Source organism: Marinobacter fonticola (assembly GCF_008122265.1).
Lineage (GTDB): Bacteria > Pseudomonadota > Gammaproteobacteria > Pseudomonadales > Oleiphilaceae > Marinobacter_A > Marinobacter_A fonticola.
In genome coordinates this window covers 3,240,548-3,267,315 of record NZ_CP043042.1, presented here as the reverse complement: position 1 = coordinate 3,267,315, position 26,768 = coordinate 3,240,548, and the positions used below count along the sequence as shown (strand labels likewise).

Genomic DNA, 26,768 nt, shown 5'->3' with positions numbered 1-26,768 from the left:
CCGATCAAAGCAGGTTATAGATGAACACAATAGCCACGGCAACCGGCGTGAAGTAGCGCAAGGTGTTGTACCACAGCTTGAACACGCCCGGTGATGTCGCCAGCTCCGTTTCCAGTGCCTGGCGAGACATGAACCAGCCCGCGCAGATCGCAACCAGCAAACCACCCAGCGGCAGTAGGATGTTGGCGGTGACGAAATCGAGCAGGTCGAAGATCGTCTTACCCTCGAACATGGCGAACATACCCAATGGCGTGACATCGGACCAGACATTCAGCGACAGGATCGACGCGATACCCAACGCCCAGCAGGCGATACCGGCACCCAGGGTGCTGACGGTGCGGTTCATGCCTTTCTGCTCTTCCAGCCACTCGACCAGCGGCTCGAGCAGGGAAATGCCAGAGGTCCATGCGGCGAAGATCAGCAGGACGAAGAACAGCGTGCCGAACAAGCTGCCCAGGGGCATCTGACCGAACGCCAATGGCAGGGTCTGGAAGATCAGGCCCGGGCCGGCGCCGGGCTCAAGGCCGTTGGCGAAAACGATGGGGAAGATGGCTAAGCCTGCGGTCAGGGCGACCACCGTATCGATGATGGAAACCGTCACCGCCGTCTTGGCGATGGAGACGTTCTTCGGTAGGTAGGAGCCGTAAGCCATCATCACCGCCATACCGAGACTCAGGGTAAAGAAGGCGTGGCCCAGGGCGACCAGGACGCCGGCGGTACTCAGGCTGGAAAAGTTGGGCGCGAACAGGAAGCTGACCGCTTGACCGAAGGCACCGGTGGTCATTGCGTAGCCCACCACGATGAGCAGCAGGACGAACAACGCCGGCATCAGGAACTTCACCGCGCGTTCCAAGCCGGATTTAACGCCGCGCGCCACAACAAGCATCACCAGCGCCATGAACACCGTGTGCCAAAGCAGCAGCGTGCCGGGATCAGCCAGCAGGCCGGAGAAAATCGCGCCAATGGCTTCCTCGGACTGGCCCGCCAATTGGCCGGTCGCCGCGGTACCTACATAAGATACCGCCCAGCCGCCGATCACCGAGTAGAAGGAGAGGATCAGGAACGCGGCGAGGACGCCGACCGCACCGACAATCGGCCAGATTTTGGATAAGCCGTCGTTTTGGGCAATTAATTTCATACTGGTGATGGGGCTGCGTCCGCCGCGCCGGCCGATCATCACCTCAGCCATCATGATTGGAATACCGATGGCGGCAATGCACACCAGGTACACCATAACGAAAGCGCCACCACCGTTTTCACCGGTGATGTAGGGAAACTTCCAGATGTTACCCAGGCCGACGGCAGAGCCGGTGGCCGCGAGGATAAAGGCGAGTCGTGACGACCAGAGGCCGCGTTTTTCGGTAGAACCTTCCATGACGCCCCCTGCAGTGGCGGAAGAAGAAGATGACATAACTATAGTCTCCTGCGAAAGCTTTGTTGTTGTAGGTGAACCCCCGGTTACAATTTTCCTGCGCGGAAGACGCTTGAACGTCGTGGCGACAGGGTCATGTCAGGGATTCCCAGGGGACCAAGGCCGGGAAACAGCCCCGGCCTCATCAACGGCTAACTCAATATTTCAGCCCACCTTTGCCATCTTTCTGGCGGTGTTCTGATGTTGAGCGGGGATATGGCGGAAGCGTTCCTCCGCCAAATGGTCGGCGATGGTACCCGTTGGGAGACCCTCGCGACCAGCGCGCGTGAAGATTTCGTCCAAAGTGGCGCCAATGGATTCCACGTGGGCGCGGACCATGTTGTGGTCGTGATCCGTGCGTTCGTGGAAGACATCGATGATGCCACCGGCATTGATAACGAAATCCGGCGCATACAGGATGCCGCGCTTTTGCAGCGCCGCATCGTGTTCGGGGCGTTCAAGCTGGTTGTTGGCGGCGCCGGCCACGACCTTGGCTTGCAGTTTCGGAATTGAGCTGTCGTTCAGCACGGCGCCAAGGGCACAGGGCGCGACTACGTCGACCGGCAAGGATAGGATCTCCTCTGCCGACACCGGCGTGGCGCCCAGTTCCTCGACAGCGCGATCCATCTGGTCCTTGTGAATGTCATAGACCCAAAGTTTGGCGCCCGCGTCCTTCAGGTGGCGGGCCAAGCGATAGCCTACGTTGCCGATACCCTGTACTGCGACCGTCAGACCCTCGAGGTCGGACCGGCCGAGGCCGTGTTTGACCGCCATGCACAGGCCAATGTAAGTGCCGTAGGCGGTTGCCGGCGACGGGTCGCCATTGCTGGGGAGACCATTGAAGCCGAGATGCTCCTTAACACCCGCCACATGCGCGGTATGGCGGCCCATCACCTTCAGATCCGTGACGCTGGTGCCGGAATCCTCGGCGGCGATGTATTGGCCACTCAATTGCTCCAGGAAGCGCCCCATGGTTTCCATCAACGCTTCGGTCTTGTGCTTGCGTGGATCGCCGATGATGACTGACTTGCCGCCGCCCAGGTTCAAGTTGGCCAGGGCGGACTTGTAGGTCATGCCGCGGGAAAGACGGAGTACATCGCGCAGCGCTTCCTCGTCGGTCGCGTAGGGGAACATGCGGCAGCCGCCCAGGGCTGGGCCGCGCGAGGTGTTGTGAATGGCGACGATGGCTTTGAGTCCGGTTTCCGGATCGCAGAAAAAGGACAGATGCTCGTGGTTGTCGAACTCGGGATGGCTGAATACGTTCATGGCGTTACACCTTACGTCCGGGCCGTCCGTACCCTTGTGAGGCTGACAGGCGGCAGCAGTTTTCGAGCCGGAAGCGGGATTACCGCCTGGCTCAGTTACAGTTTAGTACGGCTGAACCGGCGTGAGTTCAGTCCGTTGTGTTCGCGATAGAGGGTGTTCGCGATGGATGCTTAGCATATGAGAACACGCCCAGCGGCAAAGCTGATCGTGCTACGCACAGTGCGTCTGTAACCGGATGCGTTTAACGGCTGGGAATAATAGCCAGCACGCGTCCCAGACGGAACTGTTGCGATATGTCAGGTAATTGCGTTGGCGATGCGACGTTCGATCGGCGGGAAGATCGGGCAGTACATGGGGGCAAAGAACCGGCCAGCGACAGGCACAGTCCCATTGGGGATGCGATTTGCTTGCTCATTTTTGAAATCCTATCCACGTGGCCGGATCTCGGCATCGGTGGTCATCTTGTTTTTGTAAACCGGCTTATGGCCGGTGATTTGATTTCAGGGTTCAATCGCTGCCTTGTGGGGCGTTGAACAGGGATTAACCTAGAGTGTTCGGCACGCGCCGTCAATGGTTAATACGGCCTCAGCAGGCTGGTAGGCCTCGGATCGATGTCTCGGAATTAGTTCATAACGTCATTTATTCCCCGGATTTCGCTGACTTGCCTATAAAAATACACAAAAGGCATGGCGCCCGAGACTTTTGGATTTTTTTGACCGACGTCTCAGGCGGCAGCGCGCGGAACAGGGTAGGGTCAAGGGTTCCCCACACCTCAGTCGAGTACCAATCTGTTTGCGAGGCGATTACACTCGTCGTCTTCCCAATTCTTTGATTTTCCGCTACCTGTTCCGATTTCGGGGTGTCATGGCTGACTTGTCGCTCGTCCAATATGTTCTGATAGGTTTGATTTTCGTTTGGAGTGGTTTCGTTCGTTCCGGGCTGGGGTTTGGCGGGGCCGTACTGTCTCTGCCGTTTTTGCTGCTGGTCCACAACGATCCGCTGGTCTACCTGCCGCTCATTGCGGTGCATTTGCTGGTGTTTTCGTCGCTCACCATCGTCATGAACAACCGCAAAAGCAAAGCCGATACCAAACCGGAAGGCGGTACCGTGGAGTGGCCCTATCTCTGGCGCATTCTGGGCATCATGATTGTGCCTAAGCTGATCGGCGTTTTCGGTTTGATCACGTTGCCGGCCCAGATCATGAGCGTGATCATCTTTGGCATCGTATCGGTCTATTCGCTGTCGTATATCTTCAACCGGCCTTTCCGCAGCAACAGCAAGGTGGTGGATACGGTTTTCCTGATGCTGGGAGGTTATATCAGCGGCACATCGCTGATCGGCGCGCCGCTAATTATTGCGGTCGTTGCCCAGCAGCTGCCTAAGGAAAAGCTGCGGGATACACTCTTTGCCCTTTGGTTCATCTTGGTGACCATCAAGCTGGCGGCGTTTATTGCCGTTGGCGTGGATCTGCAACTGATCCATCACCTGTGGCTGTTGCCCTGTGCGGCAATCGGTCATGTGATTGGCCTGAAATTCCATGACCACATGCTCAAATCGGAAACGCCGGTGTTTTTCCGGTTGCTGGGTGGCGTCCTTTTGCTCATCAGTTGCATGGGGCTGTGGAAAGGGCTGTCGTGATAGGTGTACCCGGCATGGGTAGGTACGAGGCGTGTTAATAGATTCCAGGGGGGGACGTACTATCCCAGGGGTAAGGTACTATCCCAAGGGTGAAGTACTAGCCACCAGGGGTGAAGTACTAGCCACCAGGGGTGAAGTACTAGGGGTGTTGAGACGTACTAGGGCTCGATCGTCCCCCTGTCCGGCCAATCCAGCACGTTCTCATAGGGCGCGTAGATTTTTTCCGCATCGATGCGTTGTGCGGCTGCGTTTAGGCGCTTTAGCAAGGCATCATTGTCTTTGCGCACGGCGAAACCCGCGTCTATCTCCTTGACCAATCGGTAGTAAACCGGTTTGGAGGCTTGGTGGTGTAACTGGGTAACGACCGACATGCGCTCGAAAACCACCGCATGGACACGGCCGGCCACCAACATGTTCACGATGCGTGTCAGTGACGCTTCCACAAACCGGTCGCGAGTGACGCCCGTCAGGTCGGCGATAAAGGCCGAATTGCCGAAGGGCGTGCCGACAAGCTCCATCCAGCCCTCTTCGAAGTCCAGCTCGGCAGGCGTTAGGGCAAACGCGTCCATTTTAGTCGGCACCCGGTGGTTCAGCTCCACCGCATCATCATAAAATCCGCCGGTTTCCAAACCCCGTGGAGTATGACCGATCAAGTCGACTTGCCCGGTTATCAGCGCAACCTTGGCCCGACTGTAAGGCATGATGCGAATATGCAGCGCCATGCCGGCTTCCTCGGCGACGGCTTGCAGCCACTCGATGCTGTATCCGGTTCTGTTTTCATTGATCAGCGGCGGCAAGGGCTCCAAACCCACCCTAAGTGCAGGCTTGGCATCCGCAAAAGTCTGACCGACCGCCAACAGGGCGAACAAGGCCAAGGCGGGTATTTTCAGCACGCTCAGTGAACGACGTGAAAAGGTCATTACCATATAAAAAGAATAGCAGCGCCTCGAGGTATCGCCAGTGGTTCGGGGCCGTCCACGGACGGTTTCAACGAAGTGTTTGAGTGGGTGCGTAGCAGAAGAGATGACGGGAGGCCTCATTAAGGATCATTGTTTTAAACGGTCGAAAACGGGTTTTAACATCTCAATGAGTATTAGAGTGCCTCTGAATAACTCGGTTCCAAATGTTAGTCTGCCTCAGTAGTATTTTTTCAATACATAGGATGTACCTTTCCAATACAGCACGGAAAGCCAATACAGGACCGAAAGCCAATACAGGACCGAAAGCCAATACAGGACTGAAAGAGTGTATGAGTAAGTCCTTTCAACACCCAATCCACAAGGAATCGTCCAAGCAAAGGAGATAGGTCATGCAAATCAGTCTGAACGGCAAGACAGCGCTAGTGACCGGATCGACCAAGGGTATTGGATATGCCGCGGCGAAGGGGCTGGCGGAAGCTGGCGCAGCCGTGGTGGTGAACGGCCGCACGCAGGAGGCTGTCGATAAAGCGGTAGCCGCAATCCGGGACGCAGTGCCCAGCGCCGAGGTAAAAGGCGTGGCTGCAAATGCCGGCTCCCACGAGGGCTGCAACGCCATCCGCGAGGAAGTGCCCGACTGCGACATCCTGGTGAACAATGTCGGCATCTTCGGGCCCAAGGACTTCTTCGAGATCAGCGACGACGAGTGGCAGCAGATGTTCGACGTCAACGTCATGTCCGGTGTGCGGCTGGCGCGCAGTTATCTGCCGGCCATGAAGGAGCGCGGCTGGGGGCGAGTGGTCTTCCTGTCGTCGGAGTCCGGGCTCAACATGCCACCGGAGATGCTTCATTACGGATTCAGTAAGACGGCCGTGCTGGGCATTTCTCGCGGGCTGGCGAAGATCATGTCAGCCACCGGCGTTACCGTAAATGCCGTGTTGCCGGGGCCGACCCTCAGCGAGGGCGTCGCTGGCATGCTGCAAGACGATGTTAAGGAGCGGGGCGTATCCCTCGAAGAGGCCGGACGAGATTTCGTGAAGGCCCATCGGCCGTCCTCGATCCTGCAGCGGCCCGCTACAGTCGAAGAAGTGGCGAACATGATCGTCTACGCCTGCTCGGAACAGGCCTCGGCGACCACCGGCGCCGCCCTGCGCGTCGACGGTGGCGTGGTGGACTCTATCGCTTGATATCGTCCCCCATGCTGGAGGCGGCTAAGTAGCCGGACGCTCTTCGGAGCTGTCCGGCTGCGGCCGATCCGAAATGGGTAGACGTGCCAGAATGCCAATCACCAGGAAGGCAAACAGGACACGGGCCCAGAGGATGCCCGAAAGATCAGCACCCAATAGCATCACCAGCAAGGTATCTTCGATCAGGCTGTGGCAGAGACCGAGGAAGGCCAGGGTCAGGAATGCATCACGGGCGCTGAGCCGGCCGGACTGGGCGTCCCGGATCAACAACCCGCCGCCGAAACTCAACCCCAGGGTAATACCGATAATCGTGGTATTGGCTGCGTCCTTGCCGATCCCCAGCAAGCGCAGCAGCGGATAGAGCAGGGCATGCAGCAACCGTTCAATGCCTATCGCCCGCAACAGGCGCAACAGGCTGATCAGCGCCAGTATCACCACGAAGATGGTGGCCAGGGTTTGCACTTGTGCCACTGCCCAGGCACCGAGGCCGGTCTCTATGTTGCCCGGCTTCCACACCAGTTGATTGGCCTCCTGCAGCCAACCCGTCGACTGGTAAATAAGATTAAGCAGACCGCCGAGAATCATCGCCCCACCCACGCGAAGCAGTAATGTCAGCCACCAGGGCACCCCAGCCTTGCGCGCTACGGCGCCTTCCACCGGCAATCCATGCGCCAGCACCATGAGCGTGCCCAATACGGTGACCTGGGCCACCGTCAGCATATGGTCGCCCGGCAGATTGTAGAAAATCGCCATGCCGGTGTAGATGTTGGTCAGCAGGGTGGCCGCCCAGACGATGCTCAACTCCGCTGGCAGTCCCAGCAACGACATCAGCGGCGCCAGCACCGTCGCCAGCCACTCCGTGAAGCCGAGGGTTTCCAGAATCTTGACGATGATCAGGGCCGGCACCAGGATCTTCAGCAGTGTCAGGTAGACTGCCTTGGTTTCGCGGAGGATGCCGGTGATCTGCCGATAAAATCTGGAGGACGTTTTGGCGGACGTTTTGGCGGACGTTTTGGCGGACATAGATAGGGGCGCTCGCTGGCGAATCGAGCGGGCAGTCTAAGGTGTTTTGCCTGGCGGGGACAGGTGAGAAACACCTGCTTGCTCCAGGTTTGTTGTGTAAGAAGGTCGCCACCTCATTCTTATTTCAAATGATAATTATTTGCGATAAAGTGAATCCTGAATAAGGTGTCATTTTGAGTGTCTCCATGATTTCTTCTTCTGCTACCGACCCCAAACTTCGTATCGAAACCGTCCTTCGATATATTCACGACAATTTGGATACGTCATTGTCCGTCGATTCTCTAGCCGATCTTGCTGGCTGGTCGCGTTGGCAATTTCAACGGGTGTTCAACGCGCACACGGGTTTATCGGTCGCCCAATATGTCCGCGAATTAAGGCTGAGCCGTGCTGCGAACGCCTTACTCAATACCCACAGCCGTCACCTGGATATTGCGCTGGCTTGCGGTTTCTGTTCGGAAATAAGTTTCAGCCGTAGTTTTCGCCAAATGTTTGGCTGCTCGCCGGGCAGCTACCGTCAGCGTGGGCAGCTTGTTGGCCTACGCACGCCGATTTCAACCGGCAACGTTCCCTCTCCGCCTTCTGAACTCGATCATAGAATGCTGCAGATCCGCCTCGAGTTCCGGCCTACGTTCAGCGTAGTCGGTCTTTGTGACCAGATTCGAGGCTTGTATTCCGAGTCACCGGATTTTGCCTTCCGTGTTCCCCGACTCTGGCACGCTTTCCATCAACGCGTGGGGGCAAATTTCCATGGGCCGTCCATAGGCGTTCTGGGTGTCACGGAGTCTACCGATAACGGATGTAGTTTCCCTTACTGGGCGGGCCATGAGGGGGAAGGCGACCGCATCGAATCCGGCTTTCGACGACTTACCGTTCCTGCTCAGACGTATGCCATCATTCCATTTCAGGGGCCATTAGCCGCTCTTGAAAAAACACTCGACTGGTTTATCCACCACTGGCTGCCTGCATCGGGCTATCGCGGTCGCTTCGGCTACGACCTTGAAGTTTATCCGCCTGGATTCAAATCGTCCGATGCTCATGCGCGCATGGAGTATTGGGTGCCCGTCGAGCCCGATCCCACTCGCCAGATGACGGTGGACTGCGTCTCCTTAGGTATAGCGTAACGTTTATTTTCGGCGTTCTTGCTTCCTGAAAGTAGAATTGTCCGAATGCACCAAATGGTTAAGTTCCAGTGAGGCCGGCGTCTTATAATAAGAATGATTATTATTCACTAGACTCCTTGGCCCACCCAGAAGTAACAGGAACTTTTCATGACCACCCCATCTTCATTCCCGCGGACACTGTTGTCCGTAGCTGTGGCCCTGTCATTTGCGCCACATGCGCAGGCACAGGAAGGCGATGCCGTCGAGCTGGATGCCCTTACTGTTTATAGCGAGACCTACAGGAACACGGCAACCAAGACGGCTTTAGAGCCGGGAGAGACCCCACAAAGTATGTCTGTGTTGGATCGTGAAGCTCTGGAAATGCGCGATTCGGATTCTGTTGCATCGGCGTTGCGATACGCGTCTGGCGTCAACACCGAGTTGCGGGGCGGTGCGGTTACGCGTATGGACCTTTTTAACATCCGCAGTTTTATAAATTATCAGAATTACTACGATGGCCTCGTGCTGCTCTACAACGATTGGAACCTTCAGCCTCAGATTGACCTGATGGCTGTCGAGCAGATTGAAGTTTTCAAAGGACCAACGTCGACCCTATATGGATCGATGGCACCCGGCGGTATGGTCAACCTCATCAGCAAAAAGCCGGATGCAGAGAATTACAACCGTGTCGAAGTTGCAACCGGCAGCCACGATTTGAAGGAAGGCAGCTTCGAAAGTACTGGGCAGCTCGGCGATACCGATCTTTCGTACAGTGTGGTTGGGCTCGCGCGCTCCAAGGATGGTCAGGCGAAAACCTCCGAGGAAGAGCGCATCATGCTTGCGCCCCAAGTTGACTGGCGGGTCAGCGAGGACACGCTGGTGAACTTCAATCTGTATTACCAAAAGGATCCCGATCTCGGCGTCTACAACACCCTGCCGGCAGCGGGGCTATTCCAATACAACCCCAATGGGAAGTTGCCAGTCGATAGCTTTTCCGGAGATGCTAACTGGGACCAGTATACTCGTGAAGTGACTATGCTGGGGTACAAGATCAACCACCGTTTCACTGACCGCTGGACCTTCCTGCATAATTTCCGGTATACGGATGCGTCTGCCTATCAGGAGAATACCTATAGCACCGCTTTGGGTACGGATAGGCGGACTTTGGGGCGCCGTGCTTACCTGACAGACGAGGAAACCCAGGGCGTTACCGTCGATAACCAGTTGTCGGGCCTTATCCAGGCTGGAGAGTTTGAACACAATGTTCTAATCGGCGTCGATTACCTCTACTTGGATTCCAATATCCAGTACGAGGATGCTGAAGCACCAACCATCGATCTTTTCGCACCGAATTATTACCAAATCAACCCTGCCGCACTCGACTTTGCAGCCTCCGGCTATACAAGCGACTTTGATTTGAAAAAGGAACAGTTGGGATTGTACCTGCAAGATCAAATTCGCTGGAATCAATGGGTTTTCATTGCAGGAACGCGGTTCGATCACTACCGGGGTACTGAAAAAGGCATCGAGTACGGCGCGCAGATCGACCGCGAGCTGGAAGAAGATAACCTGTCTTCACGCGCGGGGATGCTTTACGAATTTAGCAATGGAATCTCGCCTTTCGTAAGCTATTCCGAGAGTTTTCAGCCGGAATCGGGAACCGATCGATTTGGCAACGAATTTGATCCGTCCACTGGCAAGCAATGGGAAACAGGTATCAAGTACGCTGCGCCAAGCGGTATAACGACAATGTCTCTTGCAGCTTTCCACATTACGAAGGAGAACGTAGAGGTCAGGGATCCAGGCGGGACCGCATACGACACGCTGCAGGCAGGAGAAGTGCGGTCTCGTGGTATCGAGTTTGAAGCTCAGACTCAGCCCATCGAAAATTTGCGTCTCAGCATGGCCTATACCTACACGGATGCGGAGGTGACGGAGGGTAACTCTGAAGCTAACGCTGGATCTGTGGGTGTTGTTGAAGGCACAACTCCGGTCTGGGTGCCCGAGCATATGGCCTCTGCCTGGGCTGATTACAGCTTCTTTGACGGTGTGCTTGCCGGGCTTAATGCAGGCATGGGCGTGCGCTACATCGGTGAGGCTGAACTGGACGCATCGAATACCGATCAGGTTCCCGATGCGACCCTGCTCGATCTGGCCTTAGGGTACGATCTTGGGTACGTAAGCAGCACCCTGAGGGGAGCTTCGATAGGGGTATCGGTTAATAACGCCACCGATGAGCGCTACTACTCCTGTTACGACGGATTGAATTGCTGGTTTGGCGCTGAGCGCACGGTGGAAGCCAGCTTGGCATACACCTTCTAAGCACGCATTTTGTGGCGCCGGATAAGGACTGTCTGGCGATCACCTGCCTTACCTTTCCCCCTGCCGCCAATAGGCGGCACTTGCATTTTTTCAGGCAAGACCCAAGGCTATTAAAGAAGCGAACTTATCAAACCCTTACCGGGTAAGGTGTTCACGATGGCCGATCAAACCCAGACCGCGCTCTTGCTAGTGGATATCCAGAACGATTTCTGTACGGGCGGTAGCCTCGCCGTTCCAGACAGCGAGGAGATTTTTCCGGTGGTCAATGCTGCCATTAGCGAGGCCCGCGAGAACGATTGGCCTATCGTTGCTTCGCGCGACTGGCACCCCGTGGATCACTGCAGCTTCGAACACCGTGGGGGACCGTGGCCGGTCCATTGCGTCCAGGATAGTCATGGGGCGTCATTCAATCCAAAAATGGAATTGCCCGCCGATGCCATTCGCGTGAGCAAAGGAACCGCGTTCGAGCAAGATGCCTACTCCGCATTCGATGGGACTCAGCTGGACCGCTTTCTCGTGCGCCGTGGCGTGTCACGCCTCAAAATCGCTGGCCTGGCGCTCGATGTCTGTGTACAAGCAACGGTCAAAGATGCTTTGGACGCCGGATTCAAGGTGGATCTCCTGGCAGAAGGCTCCCGTGCGGTGGAGGATGACAAGGCCCCCAAAGTGCTGGATGAATTGAGTTCCGCCGGGGCGCGGATTATCGGTTAAGGCTCCACATGTTTCTGGTAATTATCGCAATGTTCTAAGGAGGGTGAATGGTCGAGGAAAAAGACCTGTCGATGATGATCGACCTGTACGAATTAACGATGGCTCAGGCGTACTGGTCTGAAGGCATGGAGGAGACCGCTACGTTCAGTCTTTTCTTCCGCAAAATGCCGAAACATAGAAATTTTGTGCTGGCCTGCGGACAACAGCATGTCGCTCGAATTATAGAATCGTTCCGCTTCTCCCAAGAACACATCGACCGGTTACGTGAGCTGAACCGGTTTGAGCCTGATTTCCTCGACTGGCTTCGCCGTTTCCGTTTCAGTGGGTCCATTCAAGCGTTACCCGAAGGTACACCGGTTTTCCCGCAGGAGCCGCTTCTGGAAGTGGAGGCTCCGATAGCCGAAGCGCAGATGCTGGAAAGCCTGGTGATGAACTATGTGCATTTGGAATCCTTGCTCGCGTCCAAGGCGTCGAGGCTCGTGATCGCGGCTGGCGACAAGCCCGTAGTGGATTTCGGCATGCGCCGTATGCACGGTCTTGATGCGGCTTATCGTGGCGTGCGCGCATTCCGGATTGCCGGGCTGAGTGGCACCAGCAACGTGCTTGCGGGTTTGGACCATGGTTTGCCACCGAGAGGGACCATGGCGCACAGCTTTGTGCAGGCGTGCGACGACGAAATGTCCGCTTTCCGCACCTACGCTCGCCTGTATCCTGGCACGACATTGCTGGTGGATACTTACGACACCGAAAAGGCCGTTAAGGACATCATTCGGTGGATGACGGAAAACCCGGATGTGGACATCGGCGGTATCCGTCTGGACTCCGGCGATTTGTCGGCGCTGGCCTTTAGCTGCCGGAAACTGCTCGACGAGGCGGGCTATAAGCATATCAGTATCATGGCTAGCAGCGGTCTCGACGAATACAAGATAGCCCGCCTGCAAGATGACGGCGCCCCCCTGGACGGCTTCGGCGTGGGGACTGCGGTGGGGGCGTCCAACGACGCTCCGGCGCTGGAGTTGGCCTACAAACTCACCGAATATGCCGGCAAGCCACGCATGAAGAACTCACCGGGTAAACAGTCCTTTCCAGGCCGCAAGCAGGTCTTTCGTCAGCAGGATGAGAACGGCAACATTATGGGCGATGTCATTGCGCACCGCGATGAGACGATGGAAGGCACACCGTTGTTGGTACCGACCCTTTGGGCCGGCCGGGTGGTCGAAGGCGCCATAGCACCGTTGGACGAGGCGACGCGTACGTCCCGGGAAGCGGTCGCCCGGTTGCCGGACAGGTTGCGTCAGTTGGAGCCTGCGGAGCCGTACCCGATCACCATCAGTGACCGGCTGCAGAAGCTGCAGAACCGCACGCTGGAGTCTCTTGGCGCCCCGTCCCAGCGCCCTTAAAGCTCTTACAGCTTAAAGCCAAGCCAGATTCGGCCCGGCTTATTCTACGATCTCCTAAAACAGATTTAGTTATCGGCAATCCATCTGAGGAAAGAATCACGCCAGGACCGACAGTCCGTATACTTAAGTAGAGTACTCAACTATTCCCCGACCGCAGGGAGGGATGAATCATGAGACGGCTCTACTACCTCGCGCGTAGCATCGACAGCATGGATGAAATTTCCGCGGATCTGCACGAGCATGGCGTCACCGACTGGCGATTTCACGTCGTCAGTAAGGACGAAGCCGGGCTATACACTCACCGGCTGCACCGCGCCAGCGTTCTGGACCGTACCGATATCGTTCGCTTTATGGAGCGTGGATTGATGATTGGCGCGGTATTCGGCCTCGTGCTTACGGTCGGGCTTCAGATGTTCAGTGGTCTCGAGTGGCCGCTGTTCGCCTGGATCATGCTGGTGGCCTTCTTTACGCTCGCCGGCGGCTGGTTAGGCGGCTTTGGCGGCATCGTGGGCGAGAACTATCGTATCCGGCGTTTCCACGACGCTATTGACCGTGGGGAATACTTGGCCATGGTCGACGTGCCGAGAAAGCACCGGGAAAAGATGAAACAGCTGATGGCCGAAAATCACCCCGAAGCCAAGCTCCAGGGTGAGAGTTCAAGCCTCAACAACCCGTTTGTCGAAAAGGACGGCAGGTTTCACGTCACATAGTGTGACCTTTCACGGTGTGACCTCTCACGGCATGCAATCTCACGCCCTCCAAGGCCGCCTGATGCGAAGAGTTCCAGCGCATCAGGCGGTTTGCTTCAGGGGCCCCTGTTCCGCCGCAGGACGCAGATGCGTCACCGTGTGCAACTTTTCAAGCTGACTTCGAAGCATGTCGATAGAACGCTCACCACTTAGCGTCATGCTAATCTCCAGCCCGTCATCACTCGTCTGAACCTGCATTTGCTCGATCCGGAAACCGCGAATCCGGGTTACCTGACACAGCCGTTCGATGGCGGCGGCCTCCGCGCTCATCCGGCAGGCGAGCGTATGCATTCGGGTGGTTTTGCTAGGTGTCTTCATGCCACGTTTTCCTTGTGCGAGAGCTGGGTTTTGTTCGATTGCCCATGGGTCGCATCCAGCATGTCACGGTTGGATGCCCCAGGTTTCACGATGGGCCAGACGTTCTCGGTCCGGTCGATAGCGACGTGGAGGAGCATCGGGCCGTCATAGGCAAGGATGGTCTGGATGCCGCGTCGGACCTGGTCGGAACGGGTGATCTGCAACGATGGAATATCGAAAGCCCGGGCCAGAGCCAGAAAGTCGGGGTTGTCGTCCAGATTGATCTGGCTTTCGCGATTGCCGTAGAAAAGCTCTTGCTGCTGACGCACCATGCCCAAGCACTGGTTGTCCATGATGATCAGCTTGATCGGCAGTTTGTGGCGTCGGATCGTCGCCAGCTCCTGGGCATTCATCATGAAAGAACCATCGCCGGTGACGTTGACGACCGGCCGGTCCGGATAGGCGAACTGGGCGCCAATCGCCGCTGGCAGGCCGAAACCCATGGTACCCAAACCACTACTGCTGAGGTGGTTGCGCGGGTGATCGAACTCGAAGTACTGCGCTACCCACATCTGATGCTGGCCCACATCGCAGGCAACGATCGCATCCCTCGGCGTGATGCTGGAGAGTTGGCGTATGAACTCGGGTCCGGAAATCGGCGCGTGCGGATCTTCGTTGACAGCCGCTTGGAAACCGTGGGTTCGATGCCATGTCCGGCATTGCTTGCGCCAGGGCTCGATGGCTAAGGGCTGTTCCTCGAATTGATCGGTGAGTGCCTGCAAGATGGCGTTCAAGTCGCCGCGGATGCTTAGATCGGCCGGACACAGCTTGCCGAGTTCGGCAGCGTCGGCATCGATATGAATCAAACGGGCATTGGGGGCAAAGGTGTTTACGGCGCCTGTAGCGCGGTCGTCCAGCCGCGCGCCGATAACCAGCAGCAGGTCGCAGCTGTCGACCGCCATATTGGTCGCCTTCGAGCCGTGCATTCCGAGCATGCCTAAATGATCCGGATGTCCCCGGCCAGTATTACCAATGCCTTTTAGCGTCACGACGTTCGGTAACCGAGAGGCCGAGGCAAAGCGACGAAAGGCCCCCTCCGCGTTGGCCAGGCTGATGCCGCCGCCGCTGTAGAGCAGGGGCTGTCTTGCGGTTCTTAACAGGTCAATGGCGTGCGTGATCAGGACCGGATCGGCTGGCGACTCGCCATCGGTCGCTGCCGCGCTGTCGATGAAGCTGTTCACGTCCGCTAACAGGACGTCTTTGGGGATATCGATCCAAACCGGTCCCGGGCGGCCGGAAGTGGCCAGACTGAGGGCTTCTTCCATAACGCCGGGAATCTCGTCTGCTGCGGTGACAAGATAACTGTGCTTGACGATACCCAGGGTCATGCCCAGAACATCCGTCTCCTGGAAAGCGTCGGTGCCGATCAGGCTGGAGGGGACCTGTCCGGTAATCACCAGCATGGGAATGGAATCGCGGTGGGCATTGGCCACGCCGGTAATCAGGTTGGTCGCGCCGGGACCCGAGGTTGCGATACACACGCCGACCTTGCCGCTGGCTCTGGCATAGCCATCCGCAGCCAGGGCGCAGGCTTGCTCGTGACGGCACAGGACATGCTCGACACCGCCCACCGCTTGATCTGCGACCAGCGCGTCATACAGCGGCATGATGCAGCCGCCGGGGTAGCCGAAAACCGTATCGATACGGTGTCGTCTCAAGGTGTCGAGGATATGCTGTGCAGCGTTCACGGTATTTTCCCTTGTTTTGGAGCGGCAAAAAAAAGCCCCCGGGACCTTTCGGTGCCGGGGGCTTTCGGTGTTCAGTCTGGCTGTTGTTAGCTCATCCTGTCATCCACGCAAAAGCCCCCGGATGGCACCACGACCACCAGGACTAGCTTTACGATGACGACGACAGAATTCAGAATCATTGGATCAATCTTTGAGCACGACAGTTTGAATGACTAAAACATAACCCGGGCTTTTGGTTTGGGGCAACCTTTTTTTCGATGATTGCGAGTCTTGTAGGCTAAAATGACGCGTTTGCGGGCACGCAATCACTCGTCTTGCCGATACGGCAAAGCCTCCAGCGCTGCATCCCGATAAGCGATCATCTCCTCCGCCTCTTCCAGGGTGAATTGCTCGATGGCATCGGCAAAGCCCGGATGGGCCACCCAGTGCCAGGAGTGGGTCAGCTGTGGCTCGAAGCCGCGAACCAGTTTGTGCTCGCCCTGCGCGCCCGCATCGAAGCAGCGAAACTCTTTGTCGATGGCTAGCTCGATCCCCTGGTAATAGCAGGTTTCGAAGTGAAGGTGCTGGTAATCCTCAAGGCAGCCCCAATAGCGTCCGTAGAGTGTATCGGCCCCCATCAGAAACAATGCACCCGCTATCATCTGCCCATCCTTGACAGCCATCACCACGTGCATCTGTTCGGGCTGGTTCTGTCGCAACGCGTGGAAAAACTCCAGGTTCAGATAAGGCCGCTGACCCCGTTTCAGGTAGGTGGCTTGGTAGAACACGTAGAAGGCGTCCAATACAGGGTCTGGCAGTGCCTGACCGGGGAAGTGGCGGAATTCGATTCCTTGCTCGTTAACTTGCCGGCGCTCCTTGCGGATGGACTTGCGCTTGCGCGAGGTGAGGGTGGCCAGGAAATCGTCGAAACTGGTGTAATCCCGGTTGAACCAGTGGAACTGGCAACCCAGCCTGTGTAGCCGGCCGTCAAGGTCCAGCAATGCCTGATCCCGCGCGTTGGGAAACAAGAGATGCCAGGAGTGGCAACCGAGGGCTTCGGCGGTTTGATCCAACACGGCATGGAGGTCTCCCGGCTGGAGACGCTGGCGCAGTTCGGGCTTGAGTAGCAACCGAGCACCCTGCGATGGGGTAAAGGGCACAGCCATCAGTAGCTTCGGGTAATAATCCATGCCGTAGCGGGCGTAGGCGTCGGCCCAGGCCCAGTCGAACACATACTCGCCCATCGAATGCAGTTTGCGGAACGCGGGAATGACGCCGACCAGTTCTTCTCCTTCCACGAGTTTCAGGTGGGCGGGTATCCAGCCCGTCTTCCGGGTCGTACAACCGCTGCGTTCCAGTGCCGCGAAGAAGGCGTGGCGTAGAAACGGATTGGTGACGCCACTGAGCGCGTCCCAGTCCGCTTCGCGAATGTCGTCAATGGAGCTGACGCACTCGATACGAAGGGCGGAGACGGTCTGTTCAAGGGACGATTCGGCCATAGCTGATTCAGGCTCGCTGGTTCATGGAGATTGGGAGTCTCTGAACGCCAGAAGATGTTCAGGACGTGTGCAGAGGCCCCCAACCATACGCCAATTAGCCGGTTCCGATCACGTGACGATGGGCTTTCATTCGTGACGCGAACCTTTTGCGCCCGGGCCGGAGTGGCGCTTATGCCTTGCCTTCATGTCTTCCTTGCGTTCGGCCTGTATCTTGTCCCAAATTCCGCGCTGGTCCTCGTTGAGTACACTGTAAATGGCGCGATAGTGCGCGGCACGGGCCTCGACACGAGCACGGGCGGCTTCGGCGGCGTTGTCCGCTGCGGTTTTCAGGTTATTCTTATACGCGCTACTCTCCGGATCGCCGGTCATCACGTTGGGGCGCGCTTCGCCATGCTCCTCAGCGAAACGGGCTTTGCGCGCCTCCATACGCTTCTTGAAAATGCCACGTAGTTCGCCGCGCTGGTTCTCGGTCAGGTTCAGGCGTTCGGCCAGGTGATCGAAGCGGTGTTTCATGTCCGACCGATGGTCTTGTGTATCGTGATGACGGGGCGCGGGGTCGCGGTCCCTGTCGGAGCCGTGGGACCACGCCAGCGGGCTGATGGCCAGGGCCGTCGCCAGGGCTACAGGGATGGCCAGGCGGGATTGTTTGAACGTTTTCATGGAAAGACTCCTTGTGGGCAGGTGTTGCAGCCAGTGCTGCAGCTGTCGGAGAAAAGCGTACCCCTTTCAATGTCAGGCCCTGTCAGGGCAACGTAAAGGTTGGGTAAAGGGGAAATGCGGGCCAAAGAGAGCCAAAGAGGGGTGATAGACTGGGTGTGGAAGCAGGGTATCGAAACAGGCTGACAGGACGATTGAGGACCGGCAATGCAGGACCGAATTCTGCTGATTGAAGACGATGACGAGCTGCGCAGCCTGCTTACCCGCTACCTCAATGGCCAGGGCTTTGTCGTGCGCGAAGCCGCCACGGGAAGCGATGGTCTCGCCCTGGCCCAGGATGAGCTGGCTGACCTCGTCGTGCTCGATATCATGCTGCCGGATATCAACGGGCTGGATGTATTGCGCCAGCTTCGTTATCGCACGCGCCTGCCGGTGATCTTGCTGACCGCTCGCGGCGAGGAGACGGACCGGATCGTCGGGTTCGAGGTCGGTGCAGACGACTATATTCCCAAACCCTGTAATCCGCGCGAGCTGGTAGCGAGGATCCAAGCCGCATTACGCCGGGTCGCTTGGGACCAAAAAACCGATGGCCCCCGCACGCAAGCGATTGGCGATCTTCGGATCGAACCCGACGCACGCCGGGTCTATCAGGACGACCAGCCTGTGGAGCTGACCGCCACGGAATATGAGATCCTGCAGGTGCTGATCAGTCGTGCCGGTTCAGTGGTTCGTAAGACTGATTTGATGCAATGGGCGCTTGGACGGCGTCTCACGCCCCACGACCGTACCCTGGATATGCATGTGAGCAATTTGCGGCGCAAGCTCGACAAGGGCGACGCGTCGCGTATCGAAACCATTCGCGGGCTGGGTTACAGCTACCGGAGACCTGCATGAAGGCGCGTTTTTTCCTGCCGCTGTCGTGGCGCATTTTCTTTCTGATCTGGTTCGCCATGGCGCTGGCCGTGGTGTTGAGCAATACCGCCATCCACGAATGGGCCGGTCGAGAGCGCGCCCAGCTCGAGCAACGGCAGGATCTGGCGCAGCTGGCGCAACAGGCCGTGGCCTTGAAGGAGGCTGGCGAACGGCGCCAGGCTTTTCGCCTATTACGCGAGCAGGGTGAGCGTGAGCGGCTTCACCTGTTCCTGATCGAAGGGGACGAGGCGCGCGATGGCATAGCGGGAAAGCTGCGTGAGCGGCACGGTGCGGGCTGGCAACCGCAACGCCCAGCGGTTATCGATGCGCCCTCGGGCTATCGCCTGGTGGTGTGGCCACGGGCCGGTGGCGATGGGTGGCTGGATCCGCGTCTGTTCCGTTCGTTCGAGCTTGGCTTGACCTTTATTCTGATAACACTCGCCTGCTGGTGGATCGCCCGGCGTATAAGCCGCCCGTTGCGGGACGTCGAGAGCACAGCGCGGGCAATCGCCGATGGCGATACCGAGCTGAGGGTGCGCCAGGCCGTCGCCAATCGGCGCGATGAGATTGGCGCCCTCGCACAGGCGTTTAACGCCATGACGGACCGCCTTTGCCAATTGCTTGACCGTCAGAAGCAATTGCTGCGCGATATTTCCCACGATCTGCGTACACCGCTGGCCCGGCAGCGGGTGGCCATCGAGCTCGCACGCGACAGTGGCGACGATCCCGAGATCATGGCGTCTATCTTGCGCCAGAACGAACGCCTGGAAGCGATGACGGCGCAGATCCTTACCCTGCACCGGCTGAGCGCCAAAGGGCAGTCCATGAGCCAGGAACCGGTCAGAATGGCGATGGTGCTGAATGACGTGTTGCAGGGTGCAGCGGATTACGCCGAGCAACAACGGGTCGATTGCCATCTGGAAGTCGCCGAGGATGCGAGAATGGCGACCCTATTGGGAGACGCCGGGCTGCTGCACCGTGCGCTGGATAACGTGTTGCAGAATGCGCTGGACCACACGCCGCCGGGGCAGGTGGTGAACCTGCACTTGATGATCGCCGGCAAGTGGCTGACCTGTGAAATTGCCGATCGGGGGCCCGGTGTGCCGGAGGCCGACCTACCTCATCTTTTCGAGCCATTCTTCCGCTCCGACCGGGCTCGGGGTGGTCAGGGCTGGGGGCTGGGGCTCGCAATTGCACGGGACATCATGCAGGCGCACGACGGCCGCATCACCGCTGAAAACGGCTCAGCCGGCGGCCTTGTCGTGCGGCTCGATTGGCCGGTCTTCACCTGAAAAAGCGGACGGCTCGGCGTCGAGGCGGCGTTGCTCCACACCGGAAAAATCGATCCCTTCGGCCAACTCATCTTCATCGAAGCGAATGCCGCAGCCCGCTTTGATGACCTGTGCCGGGCCAGCAGTGCCCGGACTTTGCATGAATTCTTCGTCATCCGGTTGCACCGAACGGTTCATGTCCCTTCCTCTTCACCCTTGGTAAGCTGAAACTCTCTAGGCGCTTTCATAAACTGTCGCTTTCATAAACAGGCGCTTTCAGAATAACAGCGCTCGCACCGACGGACCTCATGTACAACGACGATCCAACGCAGAAAGATTATCCCATACCGGCGGAATCAATCGAGCGGGTCATCGAGATCAAGAAAAGCCGGTTTATCGCCCGTGTTGCACCGGTGGGTTCGCGGGAGGAAGCGATGACCTTTTTGTCCCGGGCTCAAACTGACTTTCCCGACGCTCGCCACCACTGCTGGGCGTATCAAATCGGTCGCCCCGGTGCGGCGAGCCAAGCGGCGATGAACGACGATGGCGAGCCCTCGGGCACGGCGGGGAAACCCATTCTTAATGTGATCCAGCATAAGGACATGGGCGATATTATGGTGGTGGTGATTCGTTACTTCGGCGGCATCAAGCTCGGTGCGGGCGGGTTGGTCAGAGCCTACGCCGGAGCCACGGAGGCAGTACTGTCCGAGGTGGCGCGCAAGATCCAGCGCCCCACACGCGATATCAATCTGAAACTGGACTTCGCCTTAGAGCAGCCTGTCAGGCATTGGTGTGGCCAGCATGAGGCGGATGTGGTCGAGGTGGACTATGGTGATGGAGTGGAGATGCGGGTTTCGGTCCCCCTGGATCGCAACGACGCATTCCTGGCTTTCTGCCGGGCCGAAGGCATTGGACTGCCAGCTGCCGAAGCGGATGCCTCCGAAACCTAAGTTTTGTCGTATCAGAGTGTTGAAACGATTTTTTGGGCAATGAACGGAGGAATTATGCGCTACCTGGTCTTGGCGATGTGTCTGGGATTGATGTCGGGCTGTGCCAGCATCGTATCGACGGATTATGATACCAACGCGGCTTTCGGCAGCTACCAGACTTGGGCTTTTGCCCCGGAACGAGGGCAGGACAGCTTCCTGAGCCTCGACGGCGCAAGGGTCGAGAGTGCCATCCAACGCGAAATGAAAATGGAAACGCTCTCCCAAGCCGACGCCGAAGCAGCCGATTTGCTGGTGAGTTATCGCGTGGAGGACGCCGAAAAACTGGAATCCAGCGGCTTTACCTACGGTTTCGGCCTAGGGCGCGGGAATTTTGGTTTTGGTGTGTCGACACCGCCGGAGGTACGCCAAGTGAAGCAGGGCAAGCTGGTCGTGGAATTGGTGGATCGCAGCTCCGAGAGGGTGGTCTGGCGCGGTGTCAGCCGGCGCTACCTGGACGAACGCCAGTCTCCGGAAGATCGCAACGCGCTGATCAACGAGGTTGTTACCGCCATGTTTGAACGCTACCCACCAAGCTGAAACGGCAGACATCGATGAGCTGGGTCACGGTCGCTCGCTACTCCCTACCTTTCGAGGCTCACGTCGCGCGTTCGCGGCTGGAGTCCGAAGGCATTCAGGCGTTGGTGGCGGACGAGCACACCATCAACATGCAGTGGCTCTATTCGGACGCCATGGGCGGCGTTCGGCTGCAAGTGGATGAAGCGGATGCGGACCGGGCTCAGGCGGTGCTGGCGGAAGACCGCTCCGACTTGGTGGATGAATCCATCGCGCCGGGGCTGGCGGCTCGGGACACCGGTGAAACGCCACGCCTAACCCGACTGGCCGATCCGCGTTATCGGCGCGGATTCTTCCTTGCGTTCCTGTTCTGGTTTATCGGATCCTGAACGGGTTTTCTAAAGTCGAAGTAGGTTAAGGAGTCGTGATTTGAAGAAGCAATCCGCGGGTGGGTTGGTTTTCTCGACGGATCAAGGACGCATGTGCCCGCAATGCCGTCACCCCGTATCGGACTGCCGCTGTGGCGAAGATCAGGTGCCCGCCGGTGACGGTATTGTCCGTGTCAGCCGGGAAACGAAAGGCCGTAAGGGCAAGGGCGTCACTTTGGTTACCGGTATACCGCTAGCGGGGAAAGCGCTAAAAGACTACGCCAAGATCCTGAAGGCCAAGTGCGGTACGGGAGGTACGGTCAAGGATGGCGTGGTTGAGATTCAGGGCGACCAACGGGATGTGTTGGTGCCGTTGCTGCAAGACAAGGGATGGACTGTCAAAAAAGCGGGTGGATAGCGATCGCCTGATGTGATTCTATTTCCGATCCTGGTGGCGTTTACATGCGACCCGGCAATCGTCTTTGTTCCGACCATAGCGCCTTTTTGTTCCAACGATAGCGCCTTATCGACGTGCGGACAGAAAATTTATGATAAAGCCCGTTCTATATCAGTTCCCGGTGTCCCAATATTGCGAGAAAGCGCGATGGGCGCTCGATCATAAACACCTCGACTACGAGCCCCGTAACCTCCTGCCGCTGTTCCACATGCCGGTCATCTTCCGTCGAACGCGTCAGAAAAAGGTGCCAGTGCTAAAGCTGGATGGACGCTACATTGCCGAATCAGACGTCATTATTCAGACCCTGGAAGAGCGCTTTCCCTCGGCACCTGCCCTGTATCCGGATGGTGAGGGCGCCCTTGAAGAAGCGCTCGAGTGGCAGACCTTCGCTGACCGGGAGATTGGCCCCCATCTGCGGCGTGCCGCCTATTTTCATTTGATCGACGAACCCCCTGTGATGTTCGACATTCTGACTCAAGGCCAGGGTGCCGTAGGCCGCATGGCATTCCGTACCAGCCAGCCGGTCGTTATCCGTGCCATGAAGGAGGCCATGGGCATCACCGCGCGCGGTTACGAGCGTAGTCTCGAGCGGCTAAACGCAGCTTTGGATCGACTCGACGGTCAACTGGCGAATGGCGGTTACTTAGTGGGCAACCGGTTCACGGTAGCTGATCTGACGGTGGCCTCGCTGCTCGGCCCGTTGGCAGAGCCGCCCGAAGCGCCGTTCCAGTTTCCCGGCGAGCGGCCCCGGGGGCTTAGAGATTTCATCGACGCGTATGCCGGACGGCCAACCCTCGATTGGGTGCGCGACATTTACCGGAAGCACCGATAGTGTCTCTCGATACATCCTTGATACCAGCCGGCCGTCGTTCAGCGTGACTGGGCTGCTGCGCGGCAAGGGCAAGGGCAGGGAGCACTAATGTCCGGATCGATGCGAGTGGTTAGCCTGACGATCCTTGCCATGCTGGCCTTTGCCGCCAATTCCGTTTTCGGTCGCATGGCGCTGGATTCCGGGACCATCGATGCCGCCTCCTTTACCTTTATCCGGTTGCTGTCCGGTGCCATTATGCTCTGGTTGCTGGTCCGGTTTCGGGTTAAGGGACCAAAGACCGGCAATCGCGGTAGCTGGTTCTCCGGGGCGATGTTGTTTTTGTATGCCATCTGCTTCTCCTATGCTTACCTTTCCCTGGATACCGGTACCGGCGCTCTGATCCTGTTTGGGCTGGTTCAGCTCACGATGATCGGCTGGGGGCTGATCACCGGGGAGCGGCCCTCCGCTATGCAATGGGCCGGTACGGCGATGGCCGTCGGAGGCCTGATCTATCTGTTATCGCCAGGCGTCACCGCGCCATCGTTAAGCGGGGCCCTGCTCATGGCCGTCGCCGGTATGGCCTGGGGCGTGTATTCGTTGCGTGGGCGAGGCGTTAGCCAGCCGCTGGTCGTTTCCGCGGATAACTTTTTGCGCTCGGCGCCCATGGCGCTGGTCGCACTCCTACTGGCGATGCCGTTCTGGAAGGTCGGGATGCAGGGCGTTGTGCTGGCGGTGCTCTCCGGCGCTTTGGCGTCCGCTATTGGCTACGCCATTTGGTACACTGTTTTGCCCAGTTTGACGACGACAGGGGCGGCGAGTGTCCAGCTTTCGGTTCCGGTGATTGCCGCCGTATTTGGCCTGGTGTTGATTGCTGAGCCGGTGACCGCGCGGTTGGTCATCGCTTCGATCGTTATCCTGGGCGGGATAGGCTTGGTCATCCTGGCTCGTCGACCATCAACGGCTCGCTAGGTCGTACACGTCTTGCTACGTCGTGCATGTCTCGTTAAGTCGTACACGTTTCGGCGATCCACTGTTTCAATCTGCTCGAATGTAAGGATGGGCAATCGCTGGTTGTGCTCGGGTCGCCCTAAACGGCGCGATTGCGTACAGTGAGGCCAGCCCGCTCAATGACAGGATGCCAACCAGAGGTTTCTTCATGATTACCGTTCATCACCTGAACAACTCCCGCTCGCAGCGTGTTCTCTGGATGCTGGAGGAGCTCGGGGTGCCCTACGACATCACGCGCTACCAGCGCGACCCCAAGACGATGCAGGCGCCGGAGAGCCTGAAGCAGGTTCACCCCCTGGGCAAGGCGCCCGTCATTACCGATGGGGAGCTGACGATCGCCGAGTCCGGTGCCATTCTCGATTACCTGGCCCATACGTATGGCCGCAAAACCATGCTCCCCGAACCCGGCACCCAGCAGTGGATCGATTACACGTATTGGCTGCATTACGCCGAAGGCTCGCTGATGCCACCGTTGCTGCTGCGACTGGTGTTCGAGAAGCTCAAAACCAACCCGATGCCGTTCTTTGTCAGGCCGGTTGCCAAAGGCATCGCCAACAAGACCAACGAAGCGTTCATCAGTCCCCGGATCAAGAGCCATATGGATTTTGTGGAAGCGCACTTGGCCAAGAACGAGTGGTTTCTGGGAGATAAATTCAGTGCTGCGGATATCCAGATGAGCTTTCCTTTGGAATCGTCCCTGGCCCGAGGCATCGTAGGTCGCAATCGCCCGAAGATCCGCAACTACGTCAGACGCTTCCAGGCATTACCAGCCTACCAGCGCGCGCTCGAGAAAGGAGGCGAATATGCCTTTGCCAAGCCGTGAAAGGAGGGATGACATGGTACGCGGCGTCGCGCTCGCAATGGCTGTCGTTGTGGTTGGAGGGTGCGCCAGCATGCAGCCCGGCGTGCCGCAGCCGCAGCGTGAAAACCTGCAGGGTAAGCTACAAACCAGTTTCGGTGCTTATCAAGACTGTATGGTGGCGGAGTCGGACCCCTACGTGGACGTGCTTTCTGCGCCACCTGCAGATATTGCCGAGGCTGCGCAGGGTGCCTGTGAAAGCACCTTCAAAACCTATGAAACAGCGGTGACCCACTATTTCACCGCGGTCGTCTCCGGATCGGGGCGGGACGCGGCGCGTCATCGGGCACGTTTGCATGCGGCGGACGCCGCGCTTCAAACCCGGCGGCAGATCATCGGTCGCATCCTGGGGCAGCGCGTGGGCTCCGGCGCGACCGGCGACTAGTGCACTAGATAGAAAACACCCGGCTTGGTTTGTTATCAAGCCGGGCGTTTTTTGCGGATATAAAGCGTCTTATGCACCCGGGCGACGACTTCTCCTGACTCGTCCACGATATCCACGGGCCACTCCGGCAATACCTTCCCGCCCGTGGCGGCTTGTGTCTTGATATCCTCGACAACGTCATCCGATAACACGAAGTGGGCCGTTACGGTGCCCTTGCCGGGCTTGAGGAAATCGATGCTGGCGGCTTTGTCCCAAACGATATAATCCTTCCCCAGCCGATTCATCAGCAGCAGCATATACATGGGGTCCGTCATGCTATAGAGCGAGCCGCCAAAGTGGGTGCCGACATAGTTGGTGTTGTACCAGTGGAGTTTCAACTCCACCGTCGCCTCGCTGAAATCCTCTGCAATATGCTGGACGGAGACGCCCGCACCCAGATAGGGCCCGAAGATATTCAGCGCCCGCTGAAGCCCACGGGCCGAGGCGAATAGTTTACGGAGGGTCTTGGTCATTAAGGGCTCTGAATACGTCTTTGTAGGGAGCTGATGGTCGATGGCGCATCAAGCATTGGGTGTCCAAAGCGAGGTGAGATTGCCCAGCACGCCTGCGCTCAAGCCTTGTTTCTTGAGAAAATCCAGGATAATCGGCGCGAACTGTTCGACCGCGCTGCCCTGCAGTCCCAAGGCGGAGAACGCTTTTTCCACGCTATCCATCGATGAAATGCCGGACAGAGCCGATGCCATCAGCCCCTTCGACTGGGCTCCGCTGCCGCCGCCCAGCAGGCTGCCAACGCCAGACAGCTGGTCGGAGATGCTACCGAATTGGCTCGGTTCGAGCTCATTCTTTGCCAGTTGAAACATGGCGCCGGCACCGCCGACGGCCTGGGTTCTGGTGATTCCGAGCTGGTCCTGGAGTTCGTTGACCAGCGCCTGTGCCTCGCCGTCGACGGACACCTCTTTTTCGGGAAGAAGCAGCGCACCGGACCCCAGTTTGTTCCCCACATCGAGTGCCCCTGCGGACGGCGCCAGCAGATAGAGACTCGATACGATCAGAAAACGTTTGATAATGGTGTTCATGGTGACTCCGGCTATTGTTCGTGTGAGCTATAAACGCTAAAACCAATCTACTTAGAAATATAGACAGATCCAGTGGTTTTAAAGCCGGGACGGTTACGGTTCGGACAGGAACCGGCTTGGTGCGCTGCCGGGTTAGTTCATGAGTAGGTTGACGAACTAACCCGGCAGCGCGCTAGGCAAAGAGGGCCGGCGCAGCTCTCGCGGCGCCGGTCAGG

General features: G+C 58.0%; 28 protein-coding genes. 17 read left to right on the top strand and 11 right to left on the bottom strand.

Annotated elements, in window-relative coordinates; genetic code table 11:
- Positions 1-4 precede the first annotated feature (4 nt).
- Together FXO11_RS14565 and FXO11_RS14560 are read right to left on the bottom strand one after the other, a co-directional pair.
- Positions 5-1,411: a sodium-dependent transporter gene (locus tag FXO11_RS14565; RefSeq protein ID WP_148863654.1), complete on the bottom strand. Its 1,407-nt coding sequence runs from the start codon at positions 1,409-1,411 to the stop codon at positions 5-7.
- Between the two features lie 165 nt (positions 1,412-1,576).
- Entirely contained in the window at positions 1,577-2,677 is a 1,101-nt protein-coding gene (locus FXO11_RS14560) for a Glu/Leu/Phe/Val family dehydrogenase (RefSeq protein WP_148863653.1), read from the bottom strand.
- An 864-nt stretch (positions 2,678-3,541) separates the two neighbouring features.
- On the opposite strand from FXO11_RS14560, the gene FXO11_RS14555 reads away from it, so the two are divergent.
- The gene (locus tag FXO11_RS14555) at positions 3,542-4,315 is read left to right on the top strand and encodes a sulfite exporter TauE/SafE family protein (RefSeq protein ID WP_148863652.1); all 774 of its coding nucleotides are present in this window, start codon (positions 3,542-3,544) and stop codon (positions 4,313-4,315) included.
- A 158-nt stretch (positions 4,316-4,473) separates the two neighbouring features.
- Here the strand turns inward: FXO11_RS14555 and FXO11_RS14550 are convergent, their stop codons facing one another.
- A complete protein-coding gene (locus FXO11_RS14550; protein WP_227545916.1) occupies positions 4,474-5,235 on the bottom strand; it encodes a substrate-binding periplasmic protein in 762 nt (253 codons plus the stop codon).
- A 389-nt stretch (positions 5,236-5,624) separates the two neighbouring features.
- On the opposite strand from FXO11_RS14550, the gene FXO11_RS14545 reads away from it, so the two are divergent.
- Positions 5,625-6,419: an SDR family NAD(P)-dependent oxidoreductase gene (locus FXO11_RS14545; RefSeq protein WP_148863650.1), complete on the top strand. Its 795-nt coding sequence runs from the start codon at positions 5,625-5,627 to the stop codon at positions 6,417-6,419.
- A 24-nt stretch (positions 6,420-6,443) separates the two neighbouring features.
- On the opposite strand, the gene FXO11_RS14540 is transcribed toward FXO11_RS14545, so the two are convergent.
- On the bottom strand, positions 6,444-7,442 hold the full coding sequence (locus tag FXO11_RS14540; protein ID WP_148863649.1) for a nucleoside recognition domain-containing protein: 999 nt from the start codon (positions 7,440-7,442) through the stop codon (positions 6,444-6,446).
- A gap of 185 nt (positions 7,443-7,627) precedes the next feature.
- Between FXO11_RS14540 and FXO11_RS14535 the strand changes: the two genes are divergently transcribed.
- The 5 genes from FXO11_RS14535 (at position 7,628) to FXO11_RS14515 (ending at position 13,685) form a co-directional block, all read left to right on the top strand.
- Positions 7,628-8,563, top strand: coding sequence for an AraC family transcriptional regulator (locus FXO11_RS14535; protein WP_148863648.1), 936 nt, complete (start codon positions 7,628-7,630; stop codon positions 8,561-8,563).
- 147 nt (positions 8,564-8,710) lie between these two features.
- The gene (locus FXO11_RS14530) at positions 8,711-10,864 is read left to right on the top strand and encodes a TonB-dependent siderophore receptor (protein WP_148863647.1); all 2,154 of its coding nucleotides are present in this window, start codon (positions 8,711-8,713) and stop codon (positions 10,862-10,864) included.
- Positions 10,865-11,020: 156 nt separating this feature from the next.
- On the top strand, positions 11,021-11,575 hold the full coding sequence (locus FXO11_RS14525) for an isochorismatase family protein (RefSeq protein WP_148863646.1): 555 nt from the start codon (positions 11,021-11,023) through the stop codon (positions 11,573-11,575).
- A gap of 47 nt (positions 11,576-11,622) precedes the next feature.
- Positions 11,623-12,975: a nicotinate phosphoribosyltransferase gene (locus tag FXO11_RS14520; RefSeq protein ID WP_148863645.1), complete on the top strand. Its 1,353-nt coding sequence runs from the start codon at positions 11,623-11,625 to the stop codon at positions 12,973-12,975.
- 170 nt (positions 12,976-13,145) lie between these two features.
- Positions 13,146-13,685 (top strand): hypothetical protein, encoded by a 540-nt coding sequence (locus FXO11_RS14515; RefSeq protein ID WP_148863644.1) that lies wholly within the window; start codon positions 13,146-13,148, stop codon positions 13,683-13,685.
- An 81-nt stretch (positions 13,686-13,766) separates the two neighbouring features.
- Here the strand turns inward: FXO11_RS14515 and FXO11_RS14510 are convergent, their stop codons facing one another.
- The 4 genes from FXO11_RS14510 to FXO11_RS14495 form a co-directional block, all read right to left on the bottom strand.
- Positions 13,767-14,042, bottom strand: coding sequence for an ACT domain-containing protein (locus FXO11_RS14510; protein WP_148863643.1), 276 nt, complete (start codon positions 14,040-14,042; stop codon positions 13,767-13,769).
- Positions 14,039-15,769, bottom strand: coding sequence for an acetolactate synthase 2 catalytic subunit (gene ilvG / locus FXO11_RS14505; protein WP_148863642.1), 1,731 nt, complete (start codon positions 15,767-15,769; stop codon positions 14,039-14,041). Before ilvG ends, FXO11_RS14510 begins: the two co-directional genes overlap by 4 nt.
- Before the next feature lie 305 nt (positions 15,770-16,074).
- The gene (locus FXO11_RS14500; RefSeq protein WP_148863641.1) at positions 16,075-17,247 is read right to left on the bottom strand and encodes a GNAT family N-acetyltransferase; all 1,173 of its coding nucleotides are present in this window, start codon (positions 17,245-17,247) and stop codon (positions 16,075-16,077) included.
- A gap of 126 nt (positions 17,248-17,373) precedes the next feature.
- A complete protein-coding gene (locus FXO11_RS14495; RefSeq protein ID WP_148863640.1) occupies positions 17,374-17,907 on the bottom strand; it encodes a Spy/CpxP family protein refolding chaperone in 534 nt (177 codons plus the stop codon).
- 222 nt (positions 17,908-18,129) lie between these two features.
- On the opposite strand from FXO11_RS14495, the gene FXO11_RS14490 reads away from it, so the two are divergent.
- Together FXO11_RS14490 and FXO11_RS14485 are read left to right on the top strand one after the other, a co-directional pair.
- A complete protein-coding gene (locus tag FXO11_RS14490; protein WP_406565653.1) occupies positions 18,130-18,798 on the top strand; it encodes a response regulator transcription factor in 669 nt (222 codons plus the stop codon).
- Positions 18,795-20,108 carry a sensor histidine kinase gene (locus FXO11_RS14485; RefSeq protein WP_148863638.1) on the top strand — a complete coding sequence of 438 codons (1,314 nt, stop codon included), beginning with the start codon at positions 18,795-18,797 and terminating at the stop codon, positions 20,106-20,108. The genes FXO11_RS14490 and FXO11_RS14485 overlap by 4 nt, the downstream gene beginning before the upstream one ends.
- Here FXO11_RS14485 and FXO11_RS14480 read toward each other — a convergent pair.
- Positions 20,061-20,285 carry a hypothetical protein gene (locus FXO11_RS14480; protein WP_148863637.1) on the bottom strand — a complete coding sequence of 75 codons (225 nt, stop codon included), beginning with the start codon at positions 20,283-20,285 and terminating at the stop codon, positions 20,061-20,063. The genes FXO11_RS14485 and FXO11_RS14480 overlap by 48 nt on opposite strands.
- 110 nt (positions 20,286-20,395) lie before the next feature.
- Here FXO11_RS14480 and FXO11_RS14475 point away from each other — a divergent pair, with 110 nt between their 5' ends.
- The 8 genes from FXO11_RS14475 (at position 20,396) to FXO11_RS14440 (ending at position 25,477) form a co-directional block, all read left to right on the top strand.
- The gene (locus FXO11_RS14475) at positions 20,396-21,037 is read left to right on the top strand and encodes a YigZ family protein (protein ID WP_148863636.1); all 642 of its coding nucleotides are present in this window, start codon (positions 20,396-20,398) and stop codon (positions 21,035-21,037) included.
- 54 nt (positions 21,038-21,091) lie between these two features.
- Positions 21,092-21,613, top strand: coding sequence for a DUF4136 domain-containing protein (locus FXO11_RS14470; protein WP_148863635.1), 522 nt, complete (start codon positions 21,092-21,094; stop codon positions 21,611-21,613).
- Between the two features lie 14 nt (positions 21,614-21,627).
- A complete protein-coding gene (locus FXO11_RS14465) occupies positions 21,628-21,978 on the top strand; it encodes a putative signal transducing protein (protein WP_148863634.1) in 351 nt (116 codons plus the stop codon).
- A gap of 91 nt (positions 21,979-22,069) precedes the next feature.
- The gene (locus FXO11_RS14460) at positions 22,070-22,375 is read left to right on the top strand and encodes a translation initiation factor Sui1 (RefSeq protein WP_264766231.1); all 306 of its coding nucleotides are present in this window, start codon (positions 22,070-22,072) and stop codon (positions 22,373-22,375) included.
- Positions 22,376-22,505: 130 nt separating this feature from the next.
- A complete protein-coding gene (locus tag FXO11_RS14455; protein ID WP_148863632.1) occupies positions 22,506-23,246 on the top strand; it encodes a glutathione S-transferase family protein in 741 nt (246 codons plus the stop codon).
- Positions 23,247-23,333: 87 nt separating this feature from the next.
- Positions 23,334-24,194, top strand: coding sequence for a DMT family transporter (locus FXO11_RS14450; RefSeq protein ID WP_148863631.1), 861 nt, complete (start codon positions 23,334-23,336; stop codon positions 24,192-24,194).
- A 187-nt stretch (positions 24,195-24,381) separates the two neighbouring features.
- Positions 24,382-25,056, top strand: coding sequence for a glutathione S-transferase family protein (locus FXO11_RS14445; protein WP_148863630.1), 675 nt, complete (start codon positions 24,382-24,384; stop codon positions 25,054-25,056).
- Between the two features lie 13 nt (positions 25,057-25,069).
- On the top strand, positions 25,070-25,477 hold the full coding sequence (locus FXO11_RS14440) for a hypothetical protein (RefSeq protein ID WP_148863629.1): 408 nt from the start codon (positions 25,070-25,072) through the stop codon (positions 25,475-25,477).
- Positions 25,478-25,512: 35 nt separating this feature from the next.
- Here FXO11_RS14440 and FXO11_RS14435 read toward each other — a convergent pair whose 3' ends face one another.
- Positions 25,513-25,989: a DUF4442 domain-containing protein gene (locus FXO11_RS14435; protein WP_148863628.1), complete on the bottom strand. Its 477-nt coding sequence runs from the start codon at positions 25,987-25,989 to the stop codon at positions 25,513-25,515.
- A gap of 48 nt (positions 25,990-26,037) precedes the next feature.
- Positions 26,038-26,553 (bottom strand): DUF2780 domain-containing protein, encoded by a 516-nt coding sequence (locus FXO11_RS14430; RefSeq protein WP_148863627.1) that lies wholly within the window; start codon positions 26,551-26,553, stop codon positions 26,038-26,040.
- Positions 26,554-26,768 lie beyond the last annotated feature (215 nt).

Coding starts and splice junctions, on each gene's coding strand:
- FXO11_RS14565 (WP_148863654.1), bottom strand. CDS start 1,411: ATGTCATCTTCTTCTTCCGCCACTGCAGGGGGCGTCATGGAAGGTTCT.
- FXO11_RS14560 (WP_148863653.1), bottom strand. CDS start 2,677: ATGAACGTATTCAGCCATCCCGAGTTCGACAACCACGAGCATCTGTCC.
- FXO11_RS14555 (WP_148863652.1), top strand. CDS start 3,542: ATGGCTGACTTGTCGCTCGTCCAATATGTTCTGATAGGTTTGATTTTC.
- FXO11_RS14550 (WP_227545916.1), bottom strand. CDS start 5,235: ATGACCTTTTCACGTCGTTCACTGAGCGTGCTGAAAATACCCGCCTTG.
- FXO11_RS14545 (WP_148863650.1), top strand. CDS start 5,625: ATGCAAATCAGTCTGAACGGCAAGACAGCGCTAGTGACCGGATCGACC.
- FXO11_RS14540 (WP_148863649.1), bottom strand. CDS start 7,442: ATGTCCGCCAAAACGTCCGCCAAAACGTCCGCCAAAACGTCCTCCAGA.
- FXO11_RS14535 (WP_148863648.1), top strand. CDS start 7,628: ATGATTTCTTCTTCTGCTACCGACCCCAAACTTCGTATCGAAACCGTC.
- FXO11_RS14530 (WP_148863647.1), top strand. CDS start 8,711: ATGACCACCCCATCTTCATTCCCGCGGACACTGTTGTCCGTAGCTGTG.
- FXO11_RS14525 (WP_148863646.1), top strand. CDS start 11,021: ATGGCCGATCAAACCCAGACCGCGCTCTTGCTAGTGGATATCCAGAAC.
- FXO11_RS14520 (WP_148863645.1), top strand. CDS start 11,623: ATGGTCGAGGAAAAAGACCTGTCGATGATGATCGACCTGTACGAATTA.
- FXO11_RS14515 (WP_148863644.1), top strand. CDS start 13,146: ATGAGACGGCTCTACTACCTCGCGCGTAGCATCGACAGCATGGATGAA.
- FXO11_RS14510 (WP_148863643.1), bottom strand. CDS start 14,042: ATGAAGACACCTAGCAAAACCACCCGAATGCATACGCTCGCCTGCCGG.
- FXO11_RS14500 (WP_148863641.1), bottom strand. CDS start 17,247: ATGGCCGAATCGTCCCTTGAACAGACCGTCTCCGCCCTTCGTATCGAG.
- FXO11_RS14495 (WP_148863640.1), bottom strand. CDS start 17,907: ATGAAAACGTTCAAACAATCCCGCCTGGCCATCCCTGTAGCCCTGGCG.
- FXO11_RS14485 (WP_148863638.1), top strand. CDS start 18,795: ATGAAGGCGCGTTTTTTCCTGCCGCTGTCGTGGCGCATTTTCTTTCTG.
- FXO11_RS14480 (WP_148863637.1), bottom strand. CDS start 20,285: ATGAACCGTTCGGTGCAACCGGATGACGAAGAATTCATGCAAAGTCCG.
- FXO11_RS14475 (WP_148863636.1), top strand. CDS start 20,396: ATGTACAACGACGATCCAACGCAGAAAGATTATCCCATACCGGCGGAA.
- FXO11_RS14470 (WP_148863635.1), top strand. CDS start 21,092: ATGCGCTACCTGGTCTTGGCGATGTGTCTGGGATTGATGTCGGGCTGT.
- FXO11_RS14465 (WP_148863634.1), top strand. CDS start 21,628: ATGAGCTGGGTCACGGTCGCTCGCTACTCCCTACCTTTCGAGGCTCAC.
- FXO11_RS14460 (WP_264766231.1), top strand. CDS start 22,070: ATGTGCCCGCAATGCCGTCACCCCGTATCGGACTGCCGCTGTGGCGAA.
- FXO11_RS14455 (WP_148863632.1), top strand. CDS start 22,506: ATGATAAAGCCCGTTCTATATCAGTTCCCGGTGTCCCAATATTGCGAG.
- FXO11_RS14450 (WP_148863631.1), top strand. CDS start 23,334: ATGTCCGGATCGATGCGAGTGGTTAGCCTGACGATCCTTGCCATGCTG.
- FXO11_RS14445 (WP_148863630.1), top strand. CDS start 24,382: ATGATTACCGTTCATCACCTGAACAACTCCCGCTCGCAGCGTGTTCTC.
- FXO11_RS14440 (WP_148863629.1), top strand. CDS start 25,070: ATGGTACGCGGCGTCGCGCTCGCAATGGCTGTCGTTGTGGTTGGAGGG.
- FXO11_RS14435 (WP_148863628.1), bottom strand. CDS start 25,989: ATGACCAAGACCCTCCGTAAACTATTCGCCTCGGCCCGTGGGCTTCAG.
- FXO11_RS14430 (WP_148863627.1), bottom strand. CDS start 26,553: ATGAACACCATTATCAAACGTTTTCTGATCGTATCGAGTCTCTATCTG.